Source organism: Nocardioides sp. (assembly GCF_041393715.1).
Taxonomy (GTDB): domain Bacteria; phylum Actinomycetota; class Actinomycetes; order Propionibacteriales; family Nocardioidaceae; genus Nocardioides.
Window position 1 is genome coordinate 482,560 of record NZ_JAWKJQ010000001.1, and the last position, 19,590, is coordinate 502,149.

At 73.6% G+C, this 19,590-nt stretch carries 19 protein-coding genes; 12 read left to right on the plus strand and 7 right to left on the minus strand.

The annotated features are described in order from the left end of the window. Position 1: 1 nt before the first annotated feature. Positions 2-529 (plus strand): hypothetical protein, encoded by a 528-nt coding sequence (locus R2740_RS02450; RefSeq protein WP_371301092.1) that lies wholly within the window; start codon positions 2-4, stop codon positions 527-529. A gap of 66 nt (positions 530-595) precedes the next feature. On the opposite strand, the gene R2740_RS02455 is transcribed toward R2740_RS02450, so the two are convergent. Continuing rightward, positions 596-1,792, minus strand: a complete 1,197-nt coding sequence (locus R2740_RS02455) for an endonuclease/exonuclease/phosphatase family protein (RefSeq protein WP_371301093.1) — start codon at positions 1,790-1,792, stop codon at positions 596-598. A 271-nt stretch (positions 1,793-2,063) separates the two neighbouring features. On the opposite strand from R2740_RS02455, the gene R2740_RS02460 reads away from it, so the two are divergent. Together R2740_RS02460 and R2740_RS02465 are read left to right on the plus strand one after the other, a co-directional pair. After that, a complete protein-coding gene (locus R2740_RS02460; protein ID WP_371301094.1) occupies positions 2,064-3,263 on the plus strand; it encodes an acyl-CoA dehydrogenase family protein in 1,200 nt (399 codons plus the stop codon). A 24-nt stretch (positions 3,264-3,287) separates the two neighbouring features. Next, positions 3,288-3,818 (plus strand): MaoC family dehydratase, encoded by a 531-nt coding sequence (locus tag R2740_RS02465; protein WP_371301095.1) that lies wholly within the window; start codon positions 3,288-3,290, stop codon positions 3,816-3,818. 13 nt (positions 3,819-3,831) lie between these two features. Here the strand turns inward: R2740_RS02465 and R2740_RS02470 are convergent, their stop codons facing one another. Both R2740_RS02470 and R2740_RS02475 read right to left on the minus strand, forming a co-directional pair. Further along, the gene (locus R2740_RS02470) at positions 3,832-4,971 is read right to left on the minus strand and encodes a choice-of-anchor Q domain-containing protein (protein ID WP_371301096.1); all 1,140 of its coding nucleotides are present in this window, start codon (positions 4,969-4,971) and stop codon (positions 3,832-3,834) included. A gap of 407 nt (positions 4,972-5,378) precedes the next feature. Continuing rightward, positions 5,379-6,569, minus strand: a complete 1,191-nt coding sequence (locus tag R2740_RS02475) for an MFS transporter (protein ID WP_371301097.1) — start codon at positions 6,567-6,569, stop codon at positions 5,379-5,381. A 28-nt stretch (positions 6,570-6,597) separates the two neighbouring features. Here R2740_RS02475 and R2740_RS02480 point away from each other — a divergent pair, with 28 nt between their 5' ends. Genes R2740_RS02480 through R2740_RS02490 form a run of 3 tightly spaced genes read left to right on the plus strand, consistent with a single transcriptional unit; the run spans position 6,598 to position 8,499 of the window. Further along, the gene (locus tag R2740_RS02480; protein WP_371301098.1) at positions 6,598-7,173 is read left to right on the plus strand and encodes a histidine phosphatase family protein; all 576 of its coding nucleotides are present in this window, start codon (positions 6,598-6,600) and stop codon (positions 7,171-7,173) included. A 40-nt stretch (positions 7,174-7,213) separates the two neighbouring features. Then, positions 7,214-7,870, plus strand: coding sequence for a DUF6758 family protein (locus tag R2740_RS02485; protein ID WP_371301099.1), 657 nt, complete (start codon positions 7,214-7,216; stop codon positions 7,868-7,870). Between the two features lie 20 nt (positions 7,871-7,890). Further along, positions 7,891-8,499, plus strand: coding sequence for a MarC family protein (locus R2740_RS02490; protein ID WP_371301100.1), 609 nt, complete (start codon positions 7,891-7,893; stop codon positions 8,497-8,499). Between the two features lie 14 nt (positions 8,500-8,513). On the opposite strand, the gene R2740_RS02495 is transcribed toward R2740_RS02490, so the two are convergent. From R2740_RS02495 to R2740_RS02510, 4 genes are read right to left on the minus strand one after another with little or no spacing between them, the layout of a single operon-like run. Further along, entirely contained in the window at positions 8,514-9,920 is a 1,407-nt protein-coding gene (locus R2740_RS02495; protein WP_371301101.1) for a DUF1116 domain-containing protein, read from the minus strand. Then, a complete protein-coding gene (locus R2740_RS02500; protein ID WP_371301102.1) occupies positions 9,917-10,378 on the minus strand; it encodes a hypothetical protein in 462 nt (153 codons plus the stop codon). Before R2740_RS02500 ends, R2740_RS02495 begins: the two co-directional genes overlap by 4 nt. Continuing rightward, positions 10,297-11,385: an FdrA family protein gene (locus tag R2740_RS02505; protein WP_371301103.1), complete on the minus strand. Its 1,089-nt coding sequence runs from the start codon at positions 11,383-11,385 to the stop codon at positions 10,297-10,299. Before R2740_RS02505 ends, R2740_RS02500 begins: the two co-directional genes overlap by 82 nt. Next, complete coding sequence (locus R2740_RS02510; protein ID WP_371301104.1) at positions 11,382-12,194, minus strand: DUF2877 domain-containing protein; 813 nt, start codon at positions 12,192-12,194, stop codon at positions 11,382-11,384. The genes R2740_RS02505 and R2740_RS02510 overlap by 4 nt, the downstream gene beginning before the upstream one ends. A 36-nt stretch (positions 12,195-12,230) precedes the next feature. On the opposite strand from R2740_RS02510, the gene R2740_RS02515 reads away from it, so the two are divergent. The 6 genes from R2740_RS02515 (at position 12,231) to R2740_RS02540 (ending at position 19,485) form a co-directional block, all read left to right on the plus strand. Continuing rightward, on the plus strand, positions 12,231-13,541 hold the full coding sequence (locus R2740_RS02515; protein ID WP_371301105.1) for a PucR family transcriptional regulator: 1,311 nt from the start codon (positions 12,231-12,233) through the stop codon (positions 13,539-13,541). A gap of 147 nt (positions 13,542-13,688) precedes the next feature. Further along, complete coding sequence (locus R2740_RS02520; protein WP_371301106.1) at positions 13,689-15,068, plus strand: uracil-xanthine permease family protein; 1,380 nt, start codon at positions 13,689-13,691, stop codon at positions 15,066-15,068. A 10-nt stretch (positions 15,069-15,078) separates the two neighbouring features. Next, on the plus strand, positions 15,079-15,975 hold the full coding sequence (locus R2740_RS02525) for a xanthine dehydrogenase family protein subunit M (protein ID WP_371301107.1): 897 nt from the start codon (positions 15,079-15,081) through the stop codon (positions 15,973-15,975). Next, entirely contained in the window at positions 15,975-16,481 is a 507-nt protein-coding gene (locus R2740_RS02530) for a (2Fe-2S)-binding protein (protein WP_371301108.1), read from the plus strand. Before R2740_RS02525 ends, R2740_RS02530 begins: the two co-directional genes overlap by 1 nt. After that, the gene (gene cutA / locus R2740_RS02535; RefSeq protein ID WP_371301109.1) at positions 16,478-18,862 is read left to right on the plus strand and encodes an aerobic carbon-monoxide dehydrogenase large subunit; all 2,385 of its coding nucleotides are present in this window, start codon (positions 16,478-16,480) and stop codon (positions 18,860-18,862) included. Before R2740_RS02530 ends, cutA begins: the two co-directional genes overlap by 4 nt. Beyond that, positions 18,859-19,485: a carbon monoxide dehydrogenase subunit G gene (locus R2740_RS02540; RefSeq protein WP_371301110.1), complete on the plus strand. Its 627-nt coding sequence runs from the start codon at positions 18,859-18,861 to the stop codon at positions 19,483-19,485. The genes cutA and R2740_RS02540 overlap by 4 nt, the downstream gene beginning before the upstream one ends. Positions 19,486-19,590 lie beyond the last annotated feature (105 nt).

Sequence of the window (19,590 nt, forward strand, 5' to 3'; positions counted from 1 at the left end):
GGTGCGGTTCGCCCTGCCTGCGCTCTGCGCGCTCCTGCTCGCCGGCTGCACCTCGACCCCGGAGAGCGGCGCCCACCCCAGCCCCGAGCCGAGCGTCTCGCGTCGACTCGAGGTCACGCAGGTGCGCGGACCCGAGCTGCTCGAGGTGCTGCCGCACGCCCAGATCGCAGCGGCCGAGGGAGTGCCCGCCGTCTACGCGCAGCTGATGCGTGAGCCGCGGTTCGGGGCCGGCCGGGATGGCTACCCACGGTCGGTGGCGCTGTGGCTCCGGGTCGGCGCAAGCGGCGGCGCCCGCTTCGACACGGGGTCGCTGCGGGCCTGGTTCAGGGCCGGCGACGGTCGACAGGCGGTCGCCGCTGCGCCGTGCGGGTCCGACGCGCTTCCGGCCGCGATCGGCCCCGATGAGGAGGTCGAGGGCTGCGTTGCCTTCTTCGTGCCCGGAGCGAGGGGTCGGCTCCAGATCCGCGGTGACGGACCCCCGGGCGCCCCGTTCGCCTACTACCTGCCGCTCGACGCCCGGCGGGCATGAGGCCACGCAGCCGGACGACGTGATCGGTGGCGGCACTCGCGCAGCGAGCCCGTCATCGGTCGCCGGTCAGCCACCCGGTGGGCACCAGATGAAGGCCTTGTCCTTCGGTGCGGGGATGCACGCCTTGTCGTTGCCGGCCGGAGCGAGCGTGACGCCGGAGCGGATCATGTAGTGGTCGCTGATCCGCCGCGACACGGTGGACTCGTCGAGCGCGTAGTTGGAGAACTGCACGGACGTGGTGCCGAGGATCCAGTCGACCGCGGTCCGCCCGGCGTTGCGGCAGCTGGACCCGCTGCGGTAGGCGCCGTTGGCGCCGTGCAGCGGGGCGGCGGCACTGATCCGGCAGAAGAAGCTCTCCCGCTCGTTCATGTCGCCGGTGACGATGACCGGGTAGCCGCTGGCGACGAAGCCGCGCACCAGGGAGGCCTCGATGGCCGTGGCGGCGTTGCGCGCGCCCTGGGCGGCGCCGTACTTGTCGGCCGGGTTGTGGAAGTTGGCGAACCAGACCTCGCGCCCGGTGTGCACGTTGCGCAGCAGCACCTGCGGCATCGGGACCCGGGCGCGGAAGTAGGGGATCGGGGTGCTCTGCGCGCGGACCAGGGTCCAGTCGGACGTGCGCCAGACGATGGAGTTCTGCACCGGCTGGTTGCCGAGCGCCATGCCGGGGTAGACGCCCCAGGAGCCGCCGGTCAGGCCGTGGAAGCTGGCCAGCTGCGAGGCCTGGAACTCCTGCAGGCCGGCCACGCTGACGTTGTGGTAGCGGAAGAGCCCGACCGTGGTGCGCATCCGGGCCGCTCCGCTGGCGAAGCGGGCCTTGTCGCCACCGCCGGAGGTGTGGCTCGCGCCGAGCACGTTGAACGAGGCCACCGTGAACGACGTGGCGTCCTTCGACCCGACGGGCAGCCGCACGAAGCCCGCGGGGATGACCACCTTCTCCTTGAAGTGCGTCGGCTTGACGATCCGGAAGCGTCTCGCCTCCTTGCGCACCAGCGGGTCGCTGCGCGAGGTCACGACGGGCGGGGAGGTCTCCGCGGCGCGGCCCAGATCGGCCGGCCCGCGGGACTGGGTCGGCGAGACCCCCGGGGCGGCCTCGGGCACCTCGGGCCCGGTGCCCGAGCTGACCGGCGTGAGCACGTTGCTGCCGTAGAGACCGATGGCGATCAGCGTCGCCGGCACGGCGACGAGCAGGCCCGCCCGCCGGGAGGCCCGGCCGCGGGCGCGGTCCTGGGCACGCCGGGGGTCGCGTGCCGCGTGCGTGCCCATCGGTCTCCTCCGTTGCCGTCGGGCCGCTGGGCCGGGGGAACGGCGCCCAGCGCGCGGTGTCACTCCCCGCGGCGACGACCCGGCCCCGATGCTACCTCAGCGCGGGGTGCCGCCGGGTCGGAAGCGACCCCTCCGGCGGGCTCCGCGAAGGACGCTGAGGGGCACGCCAGATTGGTCACACCTGGTCGCCTCGGCGGGGCACCGGTCGCCATACTGTCGGCGACTCCGAACCTCCCCCGCGCCGCCCGCGACGCCCCCCGAAAGGACCACCATGGGTCGCCTGTGCCAGACCGATGGCCTCACCGAGGACCAGCAGGACATCCTCGAGGCCGTGCGCTCCTTCGTCGACAAGGAGATCCTGCCGGTCGCGACCGAGCTGGAGCACCGCGACGAGTACCCCACCCAGATCGTGGAGGGGCTCAAGGAGCTGGGCGTCTTCGGGCTGATGATCCCCGAGGAGTACGGCGGCCTCGGCGAGTCACTGCTGACCTACGCGCTGTGCGTGGAGGAGATCGCCCGCGGCTGGATGAGCGTCTCCGGCATCATCAACACCCACTTCATCGTGGCCTACATGCTCCAGCAGCACGGCACCGAGGAGCAGAAGCAGCGCTACCTCCCGCGGATGGCCACCGGCGAGGTGCGCGGCGCGTTCTCGATGTCCGAGCCGGAGTGCGGCTCCGACGTGGCGGCGATCAAGACCAGGGCCACCCGCAACGACGACGGTGGCTACACCATCACCGGCCAGAAGATGTGGCTGACCAACGGCGGCTCGGCCAACCTGGTCGCCGTCCTCGTCAAGACCGACGAGGGGGCCGACAGCGTCTACCGCAACATGACGACGTTCCTGGTCGAGAAGGAGTCCGGCTTCGGCGAGACCGCCCAGGGGGTCACCATCCCCGGCAAGATCGAGAAGATGGGCTACAAGGGCGTCGACACCACCGAGATGGTGTTCGAGGGCCACGTCATCGGCGCCGACCAGATCCTCGGCGGCACGCCGGGCAAGGGCTTCTACCAGATGATGGACGGCGTCGAGGTCGGCCGCGTCAACGTCGCGGCGCGCGGCTGCGGGGTCGCCAACCGGGCCTTCGAGCTCGGCGTCGAGTACGCCCAGCAGCGGCAGACGTTCGGCAAGAAGATCGCCGACCACCAGGCCGTGCTGTTCCGACTGGCCGAGATGGCCACCAAGGTCGAGGCCGCCCACCAGATGATGGTCCGCGCGGCCCGCACGAAGGACTCCGGCGAGCGCAACGACCTCGAGGCCGGCATGGCGAAGTACCTCGCGTCGGAGTACTGCTCGCAGGTCGTCGAGGACTCCTTCCGGATCCACGGCGGCTACGGCTTCTCCAAGGAGTACGAGATCGAGCGGCTCTATCGCGAGGCGCCGATGCTGCTGATCGGGGAGGGCACGGCCGACATCCAGCGGATGATCATCGGCCGGCGCCTGCTCGAGGACTACAAGCTCAAGGGCTGACCGGGGCGACGGAGGGAGACGACGATGCAGTTCGGGCGCAGCTATGAGGAGTTCGAGGTCGGGGCGACCTACCAGCACTGGCCGGGCAAGACCGTCACGGAGTACGACGACCACCTGTTCTGCCTGCTCACCATGAACCACCACCCGCTCCACCTCGACAGCCACTACGCCGGTGAGACCACCCAGTTCGGGCAGAACGTCGTGGTGGGCAACTACGTCTACTCCCTGCTGCTCGGCATGTCGGTGCCCGACATCTCCGGCAAGGCGATCGCCAACCTCGAGATCGAGTCGCTGCGGCACGTGGCACCGACCTTCCACGGCGACACGCTCTACGGCCAGACCACGGTGCTCGACAAGTGGGAGTCGACCTCGAAGGACGACCGCGGCGTCGTGCACGTCGAGACGATCGGCTACAACCAGGACGGCAAGGTGGTCTGCATCTTCCGCCGCAAGGTGATGGTGCCCAAGCAGAGCTACCTCGACGCCCGCGGCGGCGAGCAGCCCGGTCGACCGGTGCCGCAGCCCGACAAGAACTGGCCGGGGCCGCCGGCCTGAGGGCCCGCCCCGCTCAGCCGGCGTACTCGAAGGCGCCGAGGTCGACCCGACCCCGCTTCGGGCGGTCGACGTAGCGCTGCGGGTGGCGGTACTCGTAGTGCGGGCGCCTCGACGCCGGCACGAACGCGCCGCGGTTGATCGCCGGCGACCCCTGGCGGAGCCGGTAGTCGTGGTGGGCAGGGTCGCGGAACCCGCGCGAGGTGCGCTTGTTGGCGCGCCGCTCGGCGGTCGGGCCGCTGACCCAGGTGCCCCGGCCGACCAGCAGGTTGTTGCGCAGGTGGGCGCCGGTGGTGCCGGCCGCCAGCGCCAGCACGGTGCCGGAGTCCTGCGCGTTGGCGAAGGTGTTGTTGACCACCCACAGTCGGGTCGTCGGGTTGGTCAACCCTTCGGCGCCGTAGGAGACGAGCGTGCGGTTGGGGGAGTTCGGCCCCTGCTCCACGACGTTGCCGGTGATCTTGGCGTCGCCGCCGTTGGGCAGGTCGATGGAGTAGCTCGCGGTCGAGTCGAGGTCGATGATCCGACTGGCGGTGATCGTGGTCCTCAGCGCCCGCGACTTGATCTCGTGGCCGCCGTCGGCGCCGGCGAACAGGCTGCCCTTGACGTAGAGGAAGCGCACCGCGCCGATGTAGAGGTTGTGGGTGAAGCCGTCGCCGGCGCCGTTGTGGGCGAACCGCGAGCGGCGGATCTCGATGTCGCTGGCGGCGTTGGCTCCGGCGAGGATGCCGTTCTCGTTGTCGTGGAAGGAGCAGTGCACGACGGTCAGGCCGGCACCCTCGGCGCGGATGCCGGCCCCGTTGCCGTCGGGGACGGCCGCTCCGCTGAACTCGATGTTCTGCACCCGCGTCCGGTCGCCCGCCAGCACCCAGATCGCCTTGCCCTGGGCGTCGGCACCCGCCGCCTTCAGGTGGGCCACCCCGCCCACTCCGACCAGGGTGAGATCGTCCTGGGTCCAGGTGGCGGCGTCGCCGGTGTAGGTGCCCGCGTCGATCTCGACGGTGTCGCCGTTGCGGGCCACAGCCGCGGCCGCGCTGGGTGTCTCGAGGGCGCGCCCCGGCCCGACGTGCAGCGTCCGCGCCTCCGCGGCCGGTACGCCGACCAGGACGGCGGCGGCCAGCCCGAGGGCGGTCGCGACGAGTAGCAGGCGCAGGCGCATGCGTCTCATCCTGGCAGGGGTGCTGGTGCGGCCGGGCCGCGCTCGCCGGTGGGCCGGCGGTGGCGGCGCTGCGTGACGTCATCCGAACCGGCCGCTGGCACGCTCGCCCCGGATGACGCTCCCAGCAGCGTCATCCGGACCGGCCGCCGGGGCAACCGGGACGTATGACGTCCCCGGGCGCCCGCGCTGCCGGCTCGCCGCGACGCGGGGACGACGCCTCGGAGCCCGGGTCGGGTCGTGTGTCCGGCCCCGTGGGGAGGACGACGGCTCAGGCACACAACCCGGGTGGCCGGCCCGGTCGGGGCGGGTCGTGTGTCCGGCCCAGCGGGGACTACGACGGCTCGGACACACAACCCATGCCGAGGGCGCGGCCCGGGCCGTGTGGCGTGGCCCCACCCGGGCGGCCGTCAGCCGTCGGAGGAGAAGAACCGCGCCAGGGGGAGCAGTCCCAGGATCAGCACCATCGGCATCGCGAAGCCGTAGCGCAGGCTGCCGGCGCCGACCACCCCGGTCATCACGCTGCCGAGCAGCGCGCCGACGTAGTTGAACTGGTTGAAGCGGGCGATCACGGCGTCCACCCGGGCCTGCCGGGCGGCGGGGCTCAGGTCGTCGCCGCCCGCGATCCGGGCCGCCGCGGAGAAGCTGAGCGGCGCGATCACCGCGGTGCCGGCGCCCAGCAGGGTGAAGCCGGCGACCGCGACCGGCCAGGACGGGGCGAAGGCCACCACCGCGAGGGCCGCGCTGGCCACGACCGCGCTGACCCGCACCACGGGCGTCGGGCCGAACCGCGCCACCAGGCCGTCGCCCGCCAGCCGGACCAGGCCGCTCGCCACCAGGTAGGGGAAGGTGGCCAGCGCCACCAGCCGGGTCGGCGTCGCGAAGGTGTCGTCGAGGTAGGTCGGGCCCCAGGTCGCCGCGGCGGTGTCGACCATGTAGAAGAGCACCAGCGCCAGGCCCACCATCACGATCGGCCGCCACGGCACGCCGGGCGCCTCGGTGGCGGGCGGCCCGTCGTCGCGCGGCAGGAACGGCGCGAGTGCCACCACCGCCGGCACCACCGCGACCCAGACCGAGGTCTCCCGAGGCAGGTTGCCCATGGCCAGCGCCAGGGCCGCGCCGATGACGCCGCCGAGGGTCCAGAAGCCGTGCAGCGACGGCAGCACCGGTCGGCCCGCGCGGTGCTCGAGGGCGACGCCCTGCATGTTGGTGGTGGCGTCGACGATGCCGACGGTGACGCCGTACGCCGCCATGCCGACGACGAACAGCCAGAACACCGGTGCCAGCACCAGGAGCGGCACCGCCACCGCCATCGTCGCGAGTCCCGCGCGCAGCAGCACCGCGCTGGATCGACCCGCGCTGAGCTTCTCGGCCACCACCGAGCCGACGCCGGCGAGCAGCACGACCACCAGCAGCACGAGGGCCAGGGCGAGCTCGCCGAGGTCGAAGTCGCGCTGGACCGCCGGCAGCCGGGTGGTCAGCGTGATGAAGACCAGGCCCTGGGTCGCGAAGGCCGCCGCCGTGGCCGTCCGCGGGCGAGCCAGCTCCTGACGCAGGGGGGCGGGCCGGGTGCCACGACCGACCGGTGACGATGAGGCCATGGCGCCGCATCCTGGCAGACTCGGCCGCATGCCGCAGCAGGAGGAGCCCACCAGCAGGCTGTGGCTGGTGCGCCACGGCGAGACCGAGTGGAGCGCCGCCCGGCGGCACACCTCGGTCACCGACCTGCCGCTCACCGCAGCCGGCGAGCAGACCGCACGTGAGCTCGCCCCCCGGCTGGACCGGCCGTTCGGGCTGGTGCTGACCTCGCCCCGGCAGCGGGCCCGGGACACCGCGCGGCTGGCGGGCTTCCCCGACGCCGAGCCGTGCGAGGACCTCGCCGAGTGGGCCTACGGCGACTACGAGGGGCTGACCATCGAGCAGATCCGCGAGTCGGCACCCGGCTGGACGGTGTGGACCCAGCCCTGTCCGGGCGGTGAGAGTGCGGCCCAGGTGAGCGAGCGCCTCGACCGGGTGGTCGCGCGGGCTCGGCAGACCGAGGGCGACGTGCTGGTCTTCTCCCACGGACACGCCTTGCGCGCGCTGGCCGCCCGGTGGCTCGGACTCCCGGTCAGCGAGGGCCGGCTGCTCCGGCTCGAGACCGCGACGCTGTCGCAGCTGGGCTTCGAGCGGGAGACACCGGTGGTGCTGCGCTGGAACGCCTGATCCCTTGACGCGGAGTGCCGGTCCGGGGAGCCTGGCCGGTGTGACGGCTGGTGGCGACGAGCGGGGGCTGCTGGTCGGTTGTCCGCGCTGTGCCGAGCCGGTCGGCCTCGAAGCCGGCGGGGTCCGGGCCGACTGCTCGGTGCATGGTCCGGTGCCGGCCCTCTGGCGCGCCGCGCAGCCGGCGTACGACGCCTTCGGGGCGCTGCTGGTGGCCGCCGACGGGTTCCCGACCTACCTGCCGTGGCCGCTCGCCCCGGGGTGGCGGGTCAGCGACTTCGCCTATGTGGCCGGGCCGGCCGGCGCGCGGGCGACGATGACCTGCTGCTCCGGCAGCAGCGAGCTCGACGGACCGGTCGACCTGGTCGTCGTCACCGAGGAGCCGGCGACCGGCCTGGGTGCGCGCGTCGCCGGCGTGGCCGGTGACCCGGGCCCCGACCTCGGACGAGGACGCCCCGCAGCGCACGTGCGCCTGGACGGCCAGTCGGTGGCGCTGTGGCCGCTGTCCACCAGCGCCGCCGACGCGGACTTCGACCGGTCGGTGGTCGTAGGGGAGGCGCACGGGCGCTGGCTGTGGCTGGTGCTGCGACCGGCCTCGGCCATGCTGCTGCTCGGCGATGACCAGTCGTTCCGCGACGTCGCGGCGGCCGGACCGGCGCTGGTCGAGCTGGAGTTCGGCGGCCCGGCGCCCGTCTGGTGAGCCACGACTAGGCTGCGCTCGTGCTCAACACGGTGCTGCTGACGGAGACGTTCGTGACGCTCTTCGTGATCATGGACCCGGTCGGCACCGTCCCGATCTTCCTGTCGCTCACCTCGGGCCGCTCCCAGGCCACCGCTCGCCGCGCGGCCTGGCAGGCGGTGGCCGTGTCCTTCTTCGTGATCACGGTGTTCGCGTTCTTCGGCCAGCAGATCCTGTCCTACCTCGGCATCTCGCTGCCCGCGCTGCAGGGCGCCGGCGGGCTGCTGCTGCTCCTGGTCGCCCTCGAGCTGCTCACCGGCAACGACCAGGAGCCGACCGCCGCGTCGGGCACCAACGTGGCGCTGGTGCCGCTCGGCACGCCGCTGCTCGCCGGTCCGGGCGCGATCGTGGCCACCATGCTGTTCTCGCGGCAGGTCGATGCCTGGTCGGACTTCGCCGCGGTCGCCCTCGGCGTGGTGCTCGTGCACCTGGCGCTGTGGCTGGCGATGCGCTTCTCGCTGCCGATCTTGCGACTGATCAGGGAGAGTGGGGTGCTGCTGGTCACCCGGATCGCCGGCCTGCTGCTGTCGGCGATCGCGGTGCAGCTGATCGCCGACTCGGTGCGCGCCTTCATCGCCGGCGAGGGCTGAGCGACCGGTGGGCCCTAGCTCGCCGCCCTCGCCCGGCCGGCGAGCGCAGCGAGCGCGGCCGGGAAGATCGAGGCCGGAGGGGTGACCAGTCCGGCCCCGACCTGGCCGACGCCGGCACGCTTGCCGGCCATGCCGGTGTTGATCTGGGGCAGGATGCCGGTGCGGCACACCGCGCTCACGTCGATGCCGGTGGGGGTGCCCTGGAAGTCGAGCACCGGGATCGGCCAGCGAGGGTTCTCGCCGAGGGTGATCTCACGCATCCGGCGGCTGGTGGCGAGGGCATCGGGCACGGTGCCGCCCACGAAGCGGACGATCGCCGGCGCGGTCGCCATCGCGAAGCCGCCGAGGCCGGCGGTCTCGGTGATCGCGGAGTCGCCGATGTCGGGGTTGGCGTCGTCGGGGCCGAAGTCGCCGAGGTAGAGCCCGTCCGCGAGCAGCGCCGGGCCGGTGAACCACTCGTCGCCGGTGCCGGAGACCTGGATGCCGAAGTCGGTGCCGTTGCGGGCCATCGCGACCACCATGGTGCTGCCGGCGATGTCGCGGCCGGCGTCGAGGCTGAGCTTGCAGGCGGGCATCGCCAGGTTGAGGAAGAAGTGGTCGTTGCCGCCGACGAAAGCGAACGCCTCGGCCACGTCGTCGGCCGCGCGCGCGGAGCGCACCAGCGACGGCCCCAGGTCGCGCAACAGCATCAGGGTGCCGGCCCGGTTGCGGTTGTGGGCCTCGTCGCCCATCTGCAGCATCTGCCCGAGGATCGCGGTCACGTCGACCGGCCCGGCCGCCTCGACCGCCTCGGCGAGCAGTGGCCCGAGCACGTCGCGCATCCACCCCAGCCGGGCCAGCACGTCGGGGGAGTAGGCGCCGTAGCGCAGCACCTTGCCGAGCCCCTCGTTGAGCGAGCAGAAGGTACGCCGGCCGGTCGCCGGGTCCTCCAGCACGAACATCCACATCGACGGCGACACGACACCTGCCATCGGCCCCACGGCGCTGCGGTGGTGACAGGGCTCCAGGGAGACCGCGTCGCCGGCCTCGAAGAGCGCCACCGCGTCGTCGGGGTCGTCCACCAGGCCCTCGAAGGCCGCCGCCCCCATCAGCGCGCCGCGCATCGGGCCCGAGGCCCGCGCCCACTCCAGGGGTGGCCCGGCGTGCAGGAACTCGCCGCGCTGGAGGCCGAGCACCTCCGCGGCCGGTGCGACCGCCACCAGCGAGGCCTGCACGTCGAGCATCCGCGACAGCGCGAGCGCGTTGGCGGCGCCGCGGCGCGGGTCGGCGGCCACCGCGGCGAGGTCGGCCGCGGTGCCCTCCATCGGCGGCTGCCAGGCGACCCGCTCCACGGGCACCGCCTGGTCGGCGACCGCGGCGGCGAGCAGGTCGGCACCCACCGCGGCGACGGAGGTGGGCGGCTGGCTCGGCAGTGCGCTCATCGGTCTCCTCCGCGGGCGAGGGCGACCGCTCGGCGGGCGGCCGCGGCGTTGGACAGGTGGACCTCGGCGCCGGCGGCGGCCAGTGCCTCCGCCTGACGGGTCAGGCCCTGCGGGTCGCCCGCGGTGCCGACGCAGGCCACGACGACGGGGAGCGACCGGCCCTCGCGGGCGGCGGCGATGGCCGGCGCCAGGTCGGCGGCCGGGTCGGCCTGGGCGCCGTGGCCGAGCACCACGTCGAGGAGCAGCACCGCGGTCTCGGGGTCGGCCGCCACTCGGGCGAGGTGCTCCAAGCGCAGCGTGGGGTCGATCATCGGGTGCGCCCGCCCGCGGGTCAGGGCGTCGTCGCCGAAGTCCACCATCAGGTGTCCCGGGGCCATCAGGTCGCCGGAGAGCGCGAGATCGGGGGAGAGCGGGATGTTGCTGCGCACCGGGCCGAGCGCCTCGGTGGCGAGCAGCATCGCCTCGTCGCACAGCGTGCCCCCGACGAACAGCCGCGGAGCCCCCGCCGCCCCGGGGATGACGGCTCGCCCCAGGTCGGCCAGGTGGGCACGTCGACCCCCAGGTCGCCCAGCAGCGCCTCGACCTGCGTCGTCAGGTCGTCCTGCCCGGGGCCGAGCAGCGCGAACCGGACCGGGGTGCCCAGCGTGCCGGCGTACTCCTCGACGGCGGCGGCCACCTCCGCGGCGGGCGGCTTGGACACGACCAGGATCCGCTCGACCGCCGGATCGGCCTCGAGCCTCGCCAGTGCGGCCAGCGTCGACAGCCCGCCGACCTCGGCCGACAGGTCGCGGCCACCGACGCCGAGTGCGGCGGCGACTCCCACGCCGGCCGCGTCGAGCAGCGCCAGCACCTGTTGGCAGCCGGTGCCGGAGGCGGCGACGATGCCGACCGGCCCGGGCGACACCGCGTTGGCGAAGCCGAGACCGACCCCGCCGACCACGGCGGTGCCGCAGTCGGGGCCCATCACCAGCAGGCCGCGCTCGGTCGCGATCCGCTTGAGAGTCAGCTCCTGGTCGACCGGCACGTTGTCGCTGAAGACCATCACGTCGAACCCGGCATCGAGCGCGTCCATGGCCTCGACCAGTGCGTGCTCGCCGGGCACGGACACCAGGGCCAGCCCGCCACCGGAGCGACGCAGCGCCGATCCCGTGCTGCGCGGTGGCTCGGTGACCTCCGCACCCCCGGACCCGCCGCCGCGGATCGCGGCGAGGGCCGCGTCCACGGCCGCCAGCGCGGCACCGAGCGCCTCCCCCTCCTCGAGCCGGATCGCCACCACCATGTCCTGCGGCGAGGCGGCCGGCACGGTGAAGCCCATCGAGGCGAGCACGTCGAGGTTGAGCTCGGTGGCCATCGCCACCTGCGCGGCCAGCACGCCGGGCACCGCGGCCACGTCGCGACTGACCTGGAGCAGCGCGACGCTGTCGGCGTAGGCCCCGGTGCGCAGCTCCACATGCTCGTGGCTCATCGCGGCTCTCCTCTCCGCTCGGCTCCGGCCAGGGCGAGACGCACCCCGAGCAGCATCCCGCGGCCCGAGGTGTGCCCCACGGCGGCCAGTGCCGTCACCGCCGGCTCGATGCCGGTCCCCGCCCGCAGCGCCAGCAGCAGCGCACGCACCTCGGGCAGGCACTCGCCGGCGGCCGCGTCGGACAGCAGGCTCGCCGAGAGCGGGGTGGTCCGTGGCGCGTGCTCGGTCACGGCCGCCGCGACGTCCTCGACCGGGCGCCCCGCGGACCGGGCCGCCACCAGCCAGCCCGCGACCACGTCGTCGCCGACCGGGGTCAGACCGTCGCCGAGCCCCAGCAGGAGGGGTACGGCGGCCGGGTCGCCCTCGCGCAGCCGGGCCAGCGCCGGCTCCGGCAGCTGCGAGCGGGCCGGGGCCAGGTCGGCCGTGGCGGTCCCGAGCAGGGCCTCCTCGAGCAGCCGGACGGCGGCCTCGGGGTCGGAGAGGGCGGGCGCCTCGGTGGGCACCACCCGGGCCACGGTGACCGCCAGCCCCGCGACCCGGAGCTCGCCGTCGCCGATCGACGCCGGGTCGCCGGGTGCGGCGTCCGGCAGCCGGGGGAGTGTGGTGCGGACCGCGGAGGGCGTCAGGGTCGCTCCGCGCGAGACCAGGCCGACCAGACGACCGCCCACCCGCGCATAGATCGCGTGGGAGCCCGCGTGGACGACCTCACCCACCGCGCCGGTCGAGGCCAGCCGCTGCCGGACGGCCGCACCGGCGGCGCCGGCCACCCGCGTGGCGGCCGGTGAGAGGGCGCTCGAGGAGCCTGGCATTCACTGGACGCTAACGGCCGCGCTATCGTGCGCCGAATGGCGAGCCTTGCCAACGGTGCCGACGAGAGCGGGCAACAGTTGATAGCCGAGCCCGGGCAGGTCGACCTGCTCGCGGAGGAGCTCGCCCAGCTGGTGCTCGCGGGCGCGGAGCTGGCCGACCTGGTGGGCACGATCGGGCGCGCGCTCGACGCCGAGGTGCTGGTCACCACCACCGACGGCCGGGAGCGAGCCGCGCACCTCGACCCGTGCCGGCGCGAGCGGCTCGCGGAGGCAGGGCTGACCGACGAGACCGGCCGGATCCGGGTCGAGCTGCTCGACGACGAGGCCGGCGACATCGGCTCGCCGCTCCCGGGGCTGTCGATCCACAAGCGGCCGGTGGCCTCGCCGCAGCAGCCGCTCGGCCACCTGGTCGTGGTCGCCGGCCGGCAGCTCGACGACGACGGGCTGACCGCGCTGCGCCGGGCAGCGACGGCCGTGGCGCTCTCGATCACCCGCGACCAGGCCGTCTCGGCCGTGGAGAACAAGTACCGCGCCGACTTCCTGCGCGACGTGTTCCTGGGGCGGGCCGGCACCACCGAGTTCGTCCGCGAGCACGTGCACGGCTTCGGCTGGGACCTCGGCGGCGCGATGCTGGTGCTGGTGGCCCAGCTCGACCCGCAGGCGAGCTCGCCGCCGTTCGCCAGCATCGAGGAGCAGCGGCAGTGGCAGGACCGCTTCGCGCACGGCTGGCGGCGGGTGGCCGAGGCGATCGACCCGGCCCTGCCCGTCGCCGACTTCGGCTCCGAGGTGGTGACCGTGCTGCCCGCCGAGGACCCCGACGCCGCAGCGACGCTGGTGCGTCGGATGGTGCACGCCGTCGCCGGCGACAAGGGCGGTGGGCGCCGCTCCTTCACCGCGGGCGTGGGACGGGCGGCGCAGGGTGTGGCCGGGCTGCCGGACAGCTATGCCCAGGCGCGCCGCGCGGTCGACGTGGGTCGCCGGCTGCGCGGACCCGGCACCACGGCGTTCTTCGACGAGCTGGGTCTGCACCGGCTGATCGCGATGGTGCCCGACCTCGACGAGCTGCGGTCCTTCGCCCACGACGTGCTGGGCGAGCTCGCAGCGCCGACCGAGGAGGCGGCCAGCCTGCGCGAGACGCTGCAGGTCCTGCTGAACACCAACTTCAACGTCGCCGAGGCCGCCCGCACCCAGTTCTTCCACTACAACACGATGCGCTACCGCGTCGGCAAGCTGGAGCGGCTGCTCGGCCCGATCGCGTCCGACCAGAACCTGCGGCTCGACGCGGCCGTCGCGCTCCAGGTGCTGGAGGTGGTCACGCCGGATCGGCCCGGCGTCGCCGGGGACTGACCGGCCGGCCGGCCCCGCGTCCAGCGACACTCGGGGCAACTTCCGACAGCCTTCCCCCGGTGCCTTTCGGCGACTATCGCCAGTGAGGCTGTGATCCGGCGCTCACTACCTTGGGCCAACGGCACCCATCGCGAGGAGGACTTGGCCATGTCGATGTTCAAGTGGGAGGTCGTCGATCCGGCCCCCGGTGAGGCGGTCGCACCGCACCAGCGACTCCCGTGGGGCAAGACGGTGGGACTCGGCGCCCAGCACGTCGTCGCGATGTTCGGAGCGACGTTCGTCTTCCCGCTCGTCATGGGGCTCGACCCCAACCTGGCGATCATGTTCTCCGGGCTCTGCACGATCCTGTTCCTGCTGATCGTGTCCAACAAGGTGCCCAGCTATCTCGGCACCAGCGCCTCCTTCGTCGCCAGCGTCGCGGCGATCCGGGCGCTCGACTCGGGCAACGACTCGTCGTACGTCACCGGTGCGATCATGGTCGGCGGTCTGGTGCTGGCGCTGATCGGACTGATCGTGCACTTCGCCGGCGCCGGCTTCATCCACGCGATCCTGCCACCCGCCGTGACCGGAGCCGTCGTGATGCTGATCGGCTTCAACCTGGCCCCCGTGGTCGCCGGCATCTACTGGCCGCAGGACCAGTGGGTGGCCCTGCTGACCGCGACGTTCATGGTGTTCGCGGCCGTGGTGCTGCCGGGCTTCTGGTCGCGGATCGCGGTCTTCCTGGCGCTGATCTTCGGCTACCTGCTGTCGTGGATCTTCGACGGGATCTTCGGACCGATCACCTCGGTGCTGGGCGGCGCGACGGAGGCGACCGAGCACGACCGGCTGTGGGCCTGGGACGGCGTCAGCCAGGCCGCCTGGGTCGGGTTCCCCTCCGGCAAGCTGGGTGACGGCGTGTCCGTCGTCCACGGTCCGTCGTTCTCGCTCACCGCGATCCTGCTCGTGCTGCCCGGCGTGATCGCCCTGGTCGCCGAGAACACCGGCCACGTCAAGGCCGTCGCGGAGATGACCAAGTCCGACCTCGACCCCTACATGGGCCGTGCGATCGGCGCCGACGGTGTCGCGACCGCCTTCGCCAGCGCGTTCGGCGGCTCGCCCACCACGACGTACGCCGAGAACATCGGCGTCATGGGCGCCACCCGCGTCTACTCCACCGCGGCCTACTACGTCGCCGCGCTGGTCGCGATCCTGCTCGGCCTGTGCCCGAAGTTCGGGGCGATCGTCAACGCCACCCCGGGTGGCGTGCTCGGCGGGATCACCGTGGTGCTCTACGGCATGATCGGACTGGTGGGGGCGAAGATCTGGGTGGAGAACCACGTCGACTTCGGCGACCCGGTCAACATGGTCGGCCTGGCCGCCGGCCTGATCGCCGGCATCGGCGGCGTCTCGCTCACCTTCGGCAGCGACTTCCAGCTCGGCGGCATCGCCCTGGGCACGCTGCTGGTGATCATCTACTTCCACATGGTCAACGGCCGTCGCGGCTCCGATACCGGACACGTGACCCAGGCGCTTTCCCACGAGGAGTGACCGTGGGAGTGTGCTCGACGTGAAGCCCGCGCCCTTCGACTACGCCCGGCCGGACACGCTGGAGGAGGCGCTCCGCGTGCTGGCCGGGCGGTCGGGGGCCAAGGTGCTCGCCGGCGGGCAGAGCCTGGTGCCGCTGCTGTCGATGCGACTGGCCGCCCCCGAGCTGCTGGTCGACCTCAACGGCGTCCCGGGGCTCGACCACGTCACCGTCGACGAATCCGGCGTGCGGGTCGGGGCGCTCGCCCGGCACGCCGACGTGCTCGCCGAGGCCGGCGTACGCCGGGTGCAGCCGCTGGTCCCGCTGGCGCTGGAGCAGGTCGCGCACGCCACGATCCGCAACCGCGGCACCACCGTCGGGTCGCTGGTCCACGCCGACGCCGCGGCCGAGATGCCGATGGTGCTCCGGCTGCTCGACGGCTCGCTCGACGTCGTCGGACCCACCGGCCGGCGCACCATCGCGGCCGCCGACCTCTACCTCGGGCCCCTGGAGTCGAGCGTCGGCGCCGACGAGATCGCCGTGGAGGCGTTCTTCCCGGCGCTGGCGGAGCGCAGCGGGGTGGCGTTCGAGGAGATCGCCCGGCGGCACGGCGACTACGCCGTCGTCGGGGTCGCTGCGGTGGTGACCCTCGACGCCGACGGTCGCGTCTCCGAGGCGAGAGCCGGCTATCTCTCCGTCTCCGACGTGCCCGCGGTGGTCGACGTGACCGAGGAGCTGGGCGGGGGAGTCGCGCCCGAGGCGCTGGAGGTCGCGGCGACCGGGGCGCTGCTCGACCTCACCCCCGAGACCGACCTGCACGCCACCGCGGCCTACCGCGCCCACCTCGTGCGGGTGCTCACCGCGCGGGTCCTGACCGCCGCCCACGACGACGCGCTGCGACGCGCGGGTGACCACTCGGGAGGGGCGTGATGGGCGAGGCCACCCCCGAGATCCGTCACGAGATCCGGCTACGGGTCAACGGCGTCGAGCACGAGCTCGCGGTGCCGGCCCGGCGGCTGCTCTCCGACGCGCTGCGGCACGACCTCGGGCTGACCGGCACCCACGTCGGCTGCGAGCACGGCGTCTGCGGCTCGTGCACGGTGCTGGCCGACGGCCGGCCGGTGCGCAGCTGCCTGATGCTGGCGGTCTCGGCGGTCGGTCTGGAGCTGACCACCGTCGAGGGGCTGGCCGCTCCCGACGGGACGCTCAGCCCGGTGCAGCAGGCCTTCCGCGAGTGCCACGGCCTGCAGTGCGGCTTCTGCACCCCTGGCTTCCTCACCACCATCACCGCGGGTCTCGAGGCCAACCCCACGCCATCCGAGGACGAGGCCCGCGACATGGTCGCCGGCAACCTGTGCCGGTGCACCGGCTACCAGAACATCGTCGCCTCGGTGCTGCGCGCGGCCGAGCTGGGTGCCGAGGAGGCCGGCCGATGACCACGCGGATGGTGGGCGCGCCGGTGCCGCGGGTCGAGGACGAGCGCTTCGTCACCGGCCGGGGGCGCTACCTCGACGACGTCGGCCGCGACGCGCTGCACGCCGCGGTGCTGCGCAGCCCGCACGCCCACGCCCGGATCCGCTCGATCGACGTCGACGCGGTCCTCGACTGCGACGGCGTGCACGCCGTGTGGACCTACGACGACCTGGACGGCCCGATGGCCGAGCCGCTGCCGCTGCTGATCCCGCACCCCGACCTCACCCACGGCCGCACCCAGCACCCCCTGGCCCGTGACCAGGTCAACTATGTCGGCGAGGCGGTCGCGCTGGTGGTGGCCGACGACCGCTACCTCGCCGAGGACGCGCTGGCGAGCATCGTCGTCGACTACGAGCCGCTGCCGCCGGTGGTCGGCGTCGCCGCGGCCCGCGCGGCCGAGCATCTCGTCCACGACGACGTGCCCGGCAACCTGGCCGCCCGTGGTGAGCAGTCCAACGGCGACGTGGCCGCGGCGCTCGAGTCCGCCCCGCACCGGCTCTCGCTCGACCTCGAGATCGAGCGCAGCGCCTCGATGCCGCTGGAGGGTCGCGGCGTGGTCGCCCGGTTCGACCCCGACAACGGCCGACTCCAGGTGTGGTCGTCGACGCAGACCTCCACGGGGCTGCGGGCCGCACTCGCCGCCAAGCTCGGCCTCGACCTGCTGGCCGTCGACGTGATCACGCCCGACGTCGGCGGCGGCTTCGGCGTCAAGATCAACCACCCGTGGCCGGAGGAGGTGCTGGTCGCCCTCGCCGCGATGCGGCTGGGCCGGCCGGTGAAGTTCGTCGAGGACCGCCGCGAGCACTTCATCGCCTCGGCCCACGAGCGCGGGCAGCTCCACCACGTGGAGGTCGGCTTCGACGACGACGGCCGGGTGCTGGGCCTCGACGTGCGGTTCTGGCACGACAACGGCGCCTACACGCCGTACGGCCTGATCGTGCCGATCATCACCTCCACCCAGCTGCTCGGGCCCTACAAGCCGGGCGCCTACCACGTGGTCTTCGACTCGCTCTACACCAACACCGTGATCGTCACGCCCTACCGCGGCGCCGGCCGGCCGCAGGGCTGCTTCGTGATGGAGCGGACCATGGACGCGATCGCCGCCGCGCTCGGCAAGGACCGCACCGAGGTCCGGGCGGTCAACCTGATCCAGCCCGACGAGTTCCCCTTCGACCACGGGCTGGTCTTCCAGGACGGCCGCGAGCTGGAGTACGACTCCGGCGACTATCCCGCCCTGCTGGCGAAGATCAAGGAGCTGGTCGGCTGGGACGAGTTCGAGACCTTCCGGGCCGAGATGGCCGCGGAGGGACGGCGGGTCGGGCTGGGGCTCGCCTGCTACGTCGAGGGCACCGGCGTCGGGCCCTACGAAGGCGCCCACGTCCACGTCGAGACCTCCGGCAAGGTCAAGGTGGCGACCGGGCTGACGACCCAGGGACAGGGCCACCAGACGGCGTTCGCGCAGATCGTCGCCGACGCGCTCGGCGTGCCGTTCGAGGACGTCGAGGTGACCACCGGCGACACCCGGCGGATGGCCTACGCCGTCGGGACCTTCGCCTCGCGCGCCGCCGTGATGAGCGGCTCCGCGATCCACCTGGCCGCGCTGCGGGCCAGGGAGAAGGCGCTGCGGATCGCCGCCGACGCGCTGGAGGCCTCGGTCGACGACCTCGAGATCGTCGACGGGGTGGTGCAGGTCAGGGGCACCCCGGGCGCCTCGATCGACCTCGGCACGGTGGCGGTGCTCTCCAACCCGCTGCGCTACGCCTTCGACGAGGCGTCCAAGGCCGCCACCCAGTTCAGCGTCGGCGACCCCGGCAAGCCGCCGGTCGCCGAGGACGACGAGCCGGGCCTGGAGGGCAAGGACTTCTACTCCCCGCAGCGGTCGACGTTCGCGGCAGGCATGCACGCCGTCATCGTCGAGACCGACCCGGACACGGCGGAGATCTCGATCCTGAAGTACGCCGTGGTGCACGACTGCGGCCGGCTGGTCAACCCGCTGATCGTCGAGGGGCAGATCCACGGCGGTGTGGCGCAGGGGGTCGGCGGGGCGCTTTACGAGCGGATGGCCTACGACGACGCCGGCCAGCTGCTCAACGCGTCGTTCATGGACTTCCTGATGCCGTTCGTCACCGAGGTGCCCGGCTCCATCGACATCGACCACCTCGAGACGCTCTCGCCGCTCAACCCGCTCGGGATCAAGGGCGCCGGTGAGGCCGGGGTGATCCCGGGGTCCGCCGCGATCGCGGCGGCCATCGAGGACGCGGAGGGCATCCCGATCACGGCGATGCCGATCTCGCCGTCGCAGCTGTTCGAGCTGCGCGCGGCCCGCCTGGAGGAGGAACGATGAGGTTCACCGGCGAGAACACCGTCGCCGCCCCGGTCGAGCGGGTCTGGGAGGCGCTGCTCGACCCGCGGGTGCTGGTCGCGACCATCCCCGGGTGCGAGCAGCTCGAGGCCACCGGCGAGCACAGCTATGCGATGACGGTGACCGCCGGGGTCGCCGCGATCAAGGGCACCTACACCGGCTCCTGCACGCTCGCCGACCTGGAGCCCCACGACTCCCTGCAGATGCACCTGGTCGGCGCCGGCGCGCCCGGCACGGTCGACGCCACCGTGGCGGTGCGGTTCGCCGACCAGGGCGGGCAGACGCTGCTGACCTACGACGCCGACGCCGTGGTCGGCGGGATGGTCGGCGGGGTCGGCCAGCGGATGCTCACCAGCGTCTCGCGGCGGATGGCCGCGGAGTTCTTCGGCAACGTGGAGGGTGTGATCGCGGGCGGGCTCCCGGCCGCGGCGGTGGCGGCTGGCGCGGGTCCGGGGGCCGAGGGCGGGCCGGCGGTCTTCACCGCGCCGGCCCGGCCGGCCGGCTCCCCGCTGGGGGAGCGGTCGTTCGTGCTCGGCATGGCGGTCGGCGGCGCGCTCGCACTGGCGGGCGTGGTCCTGGGCGGCATCCTGGGCCGTCGCCGGTGACCGAGCTCTCGGTCGGGTCCACGGCGCGAGCCCAGCTGGCGGCGCTGCGCGACCGCCGGATCTCGGCGCGTGAGCTGCTCGAGCTGCACCTGGCCCGGATCGGCG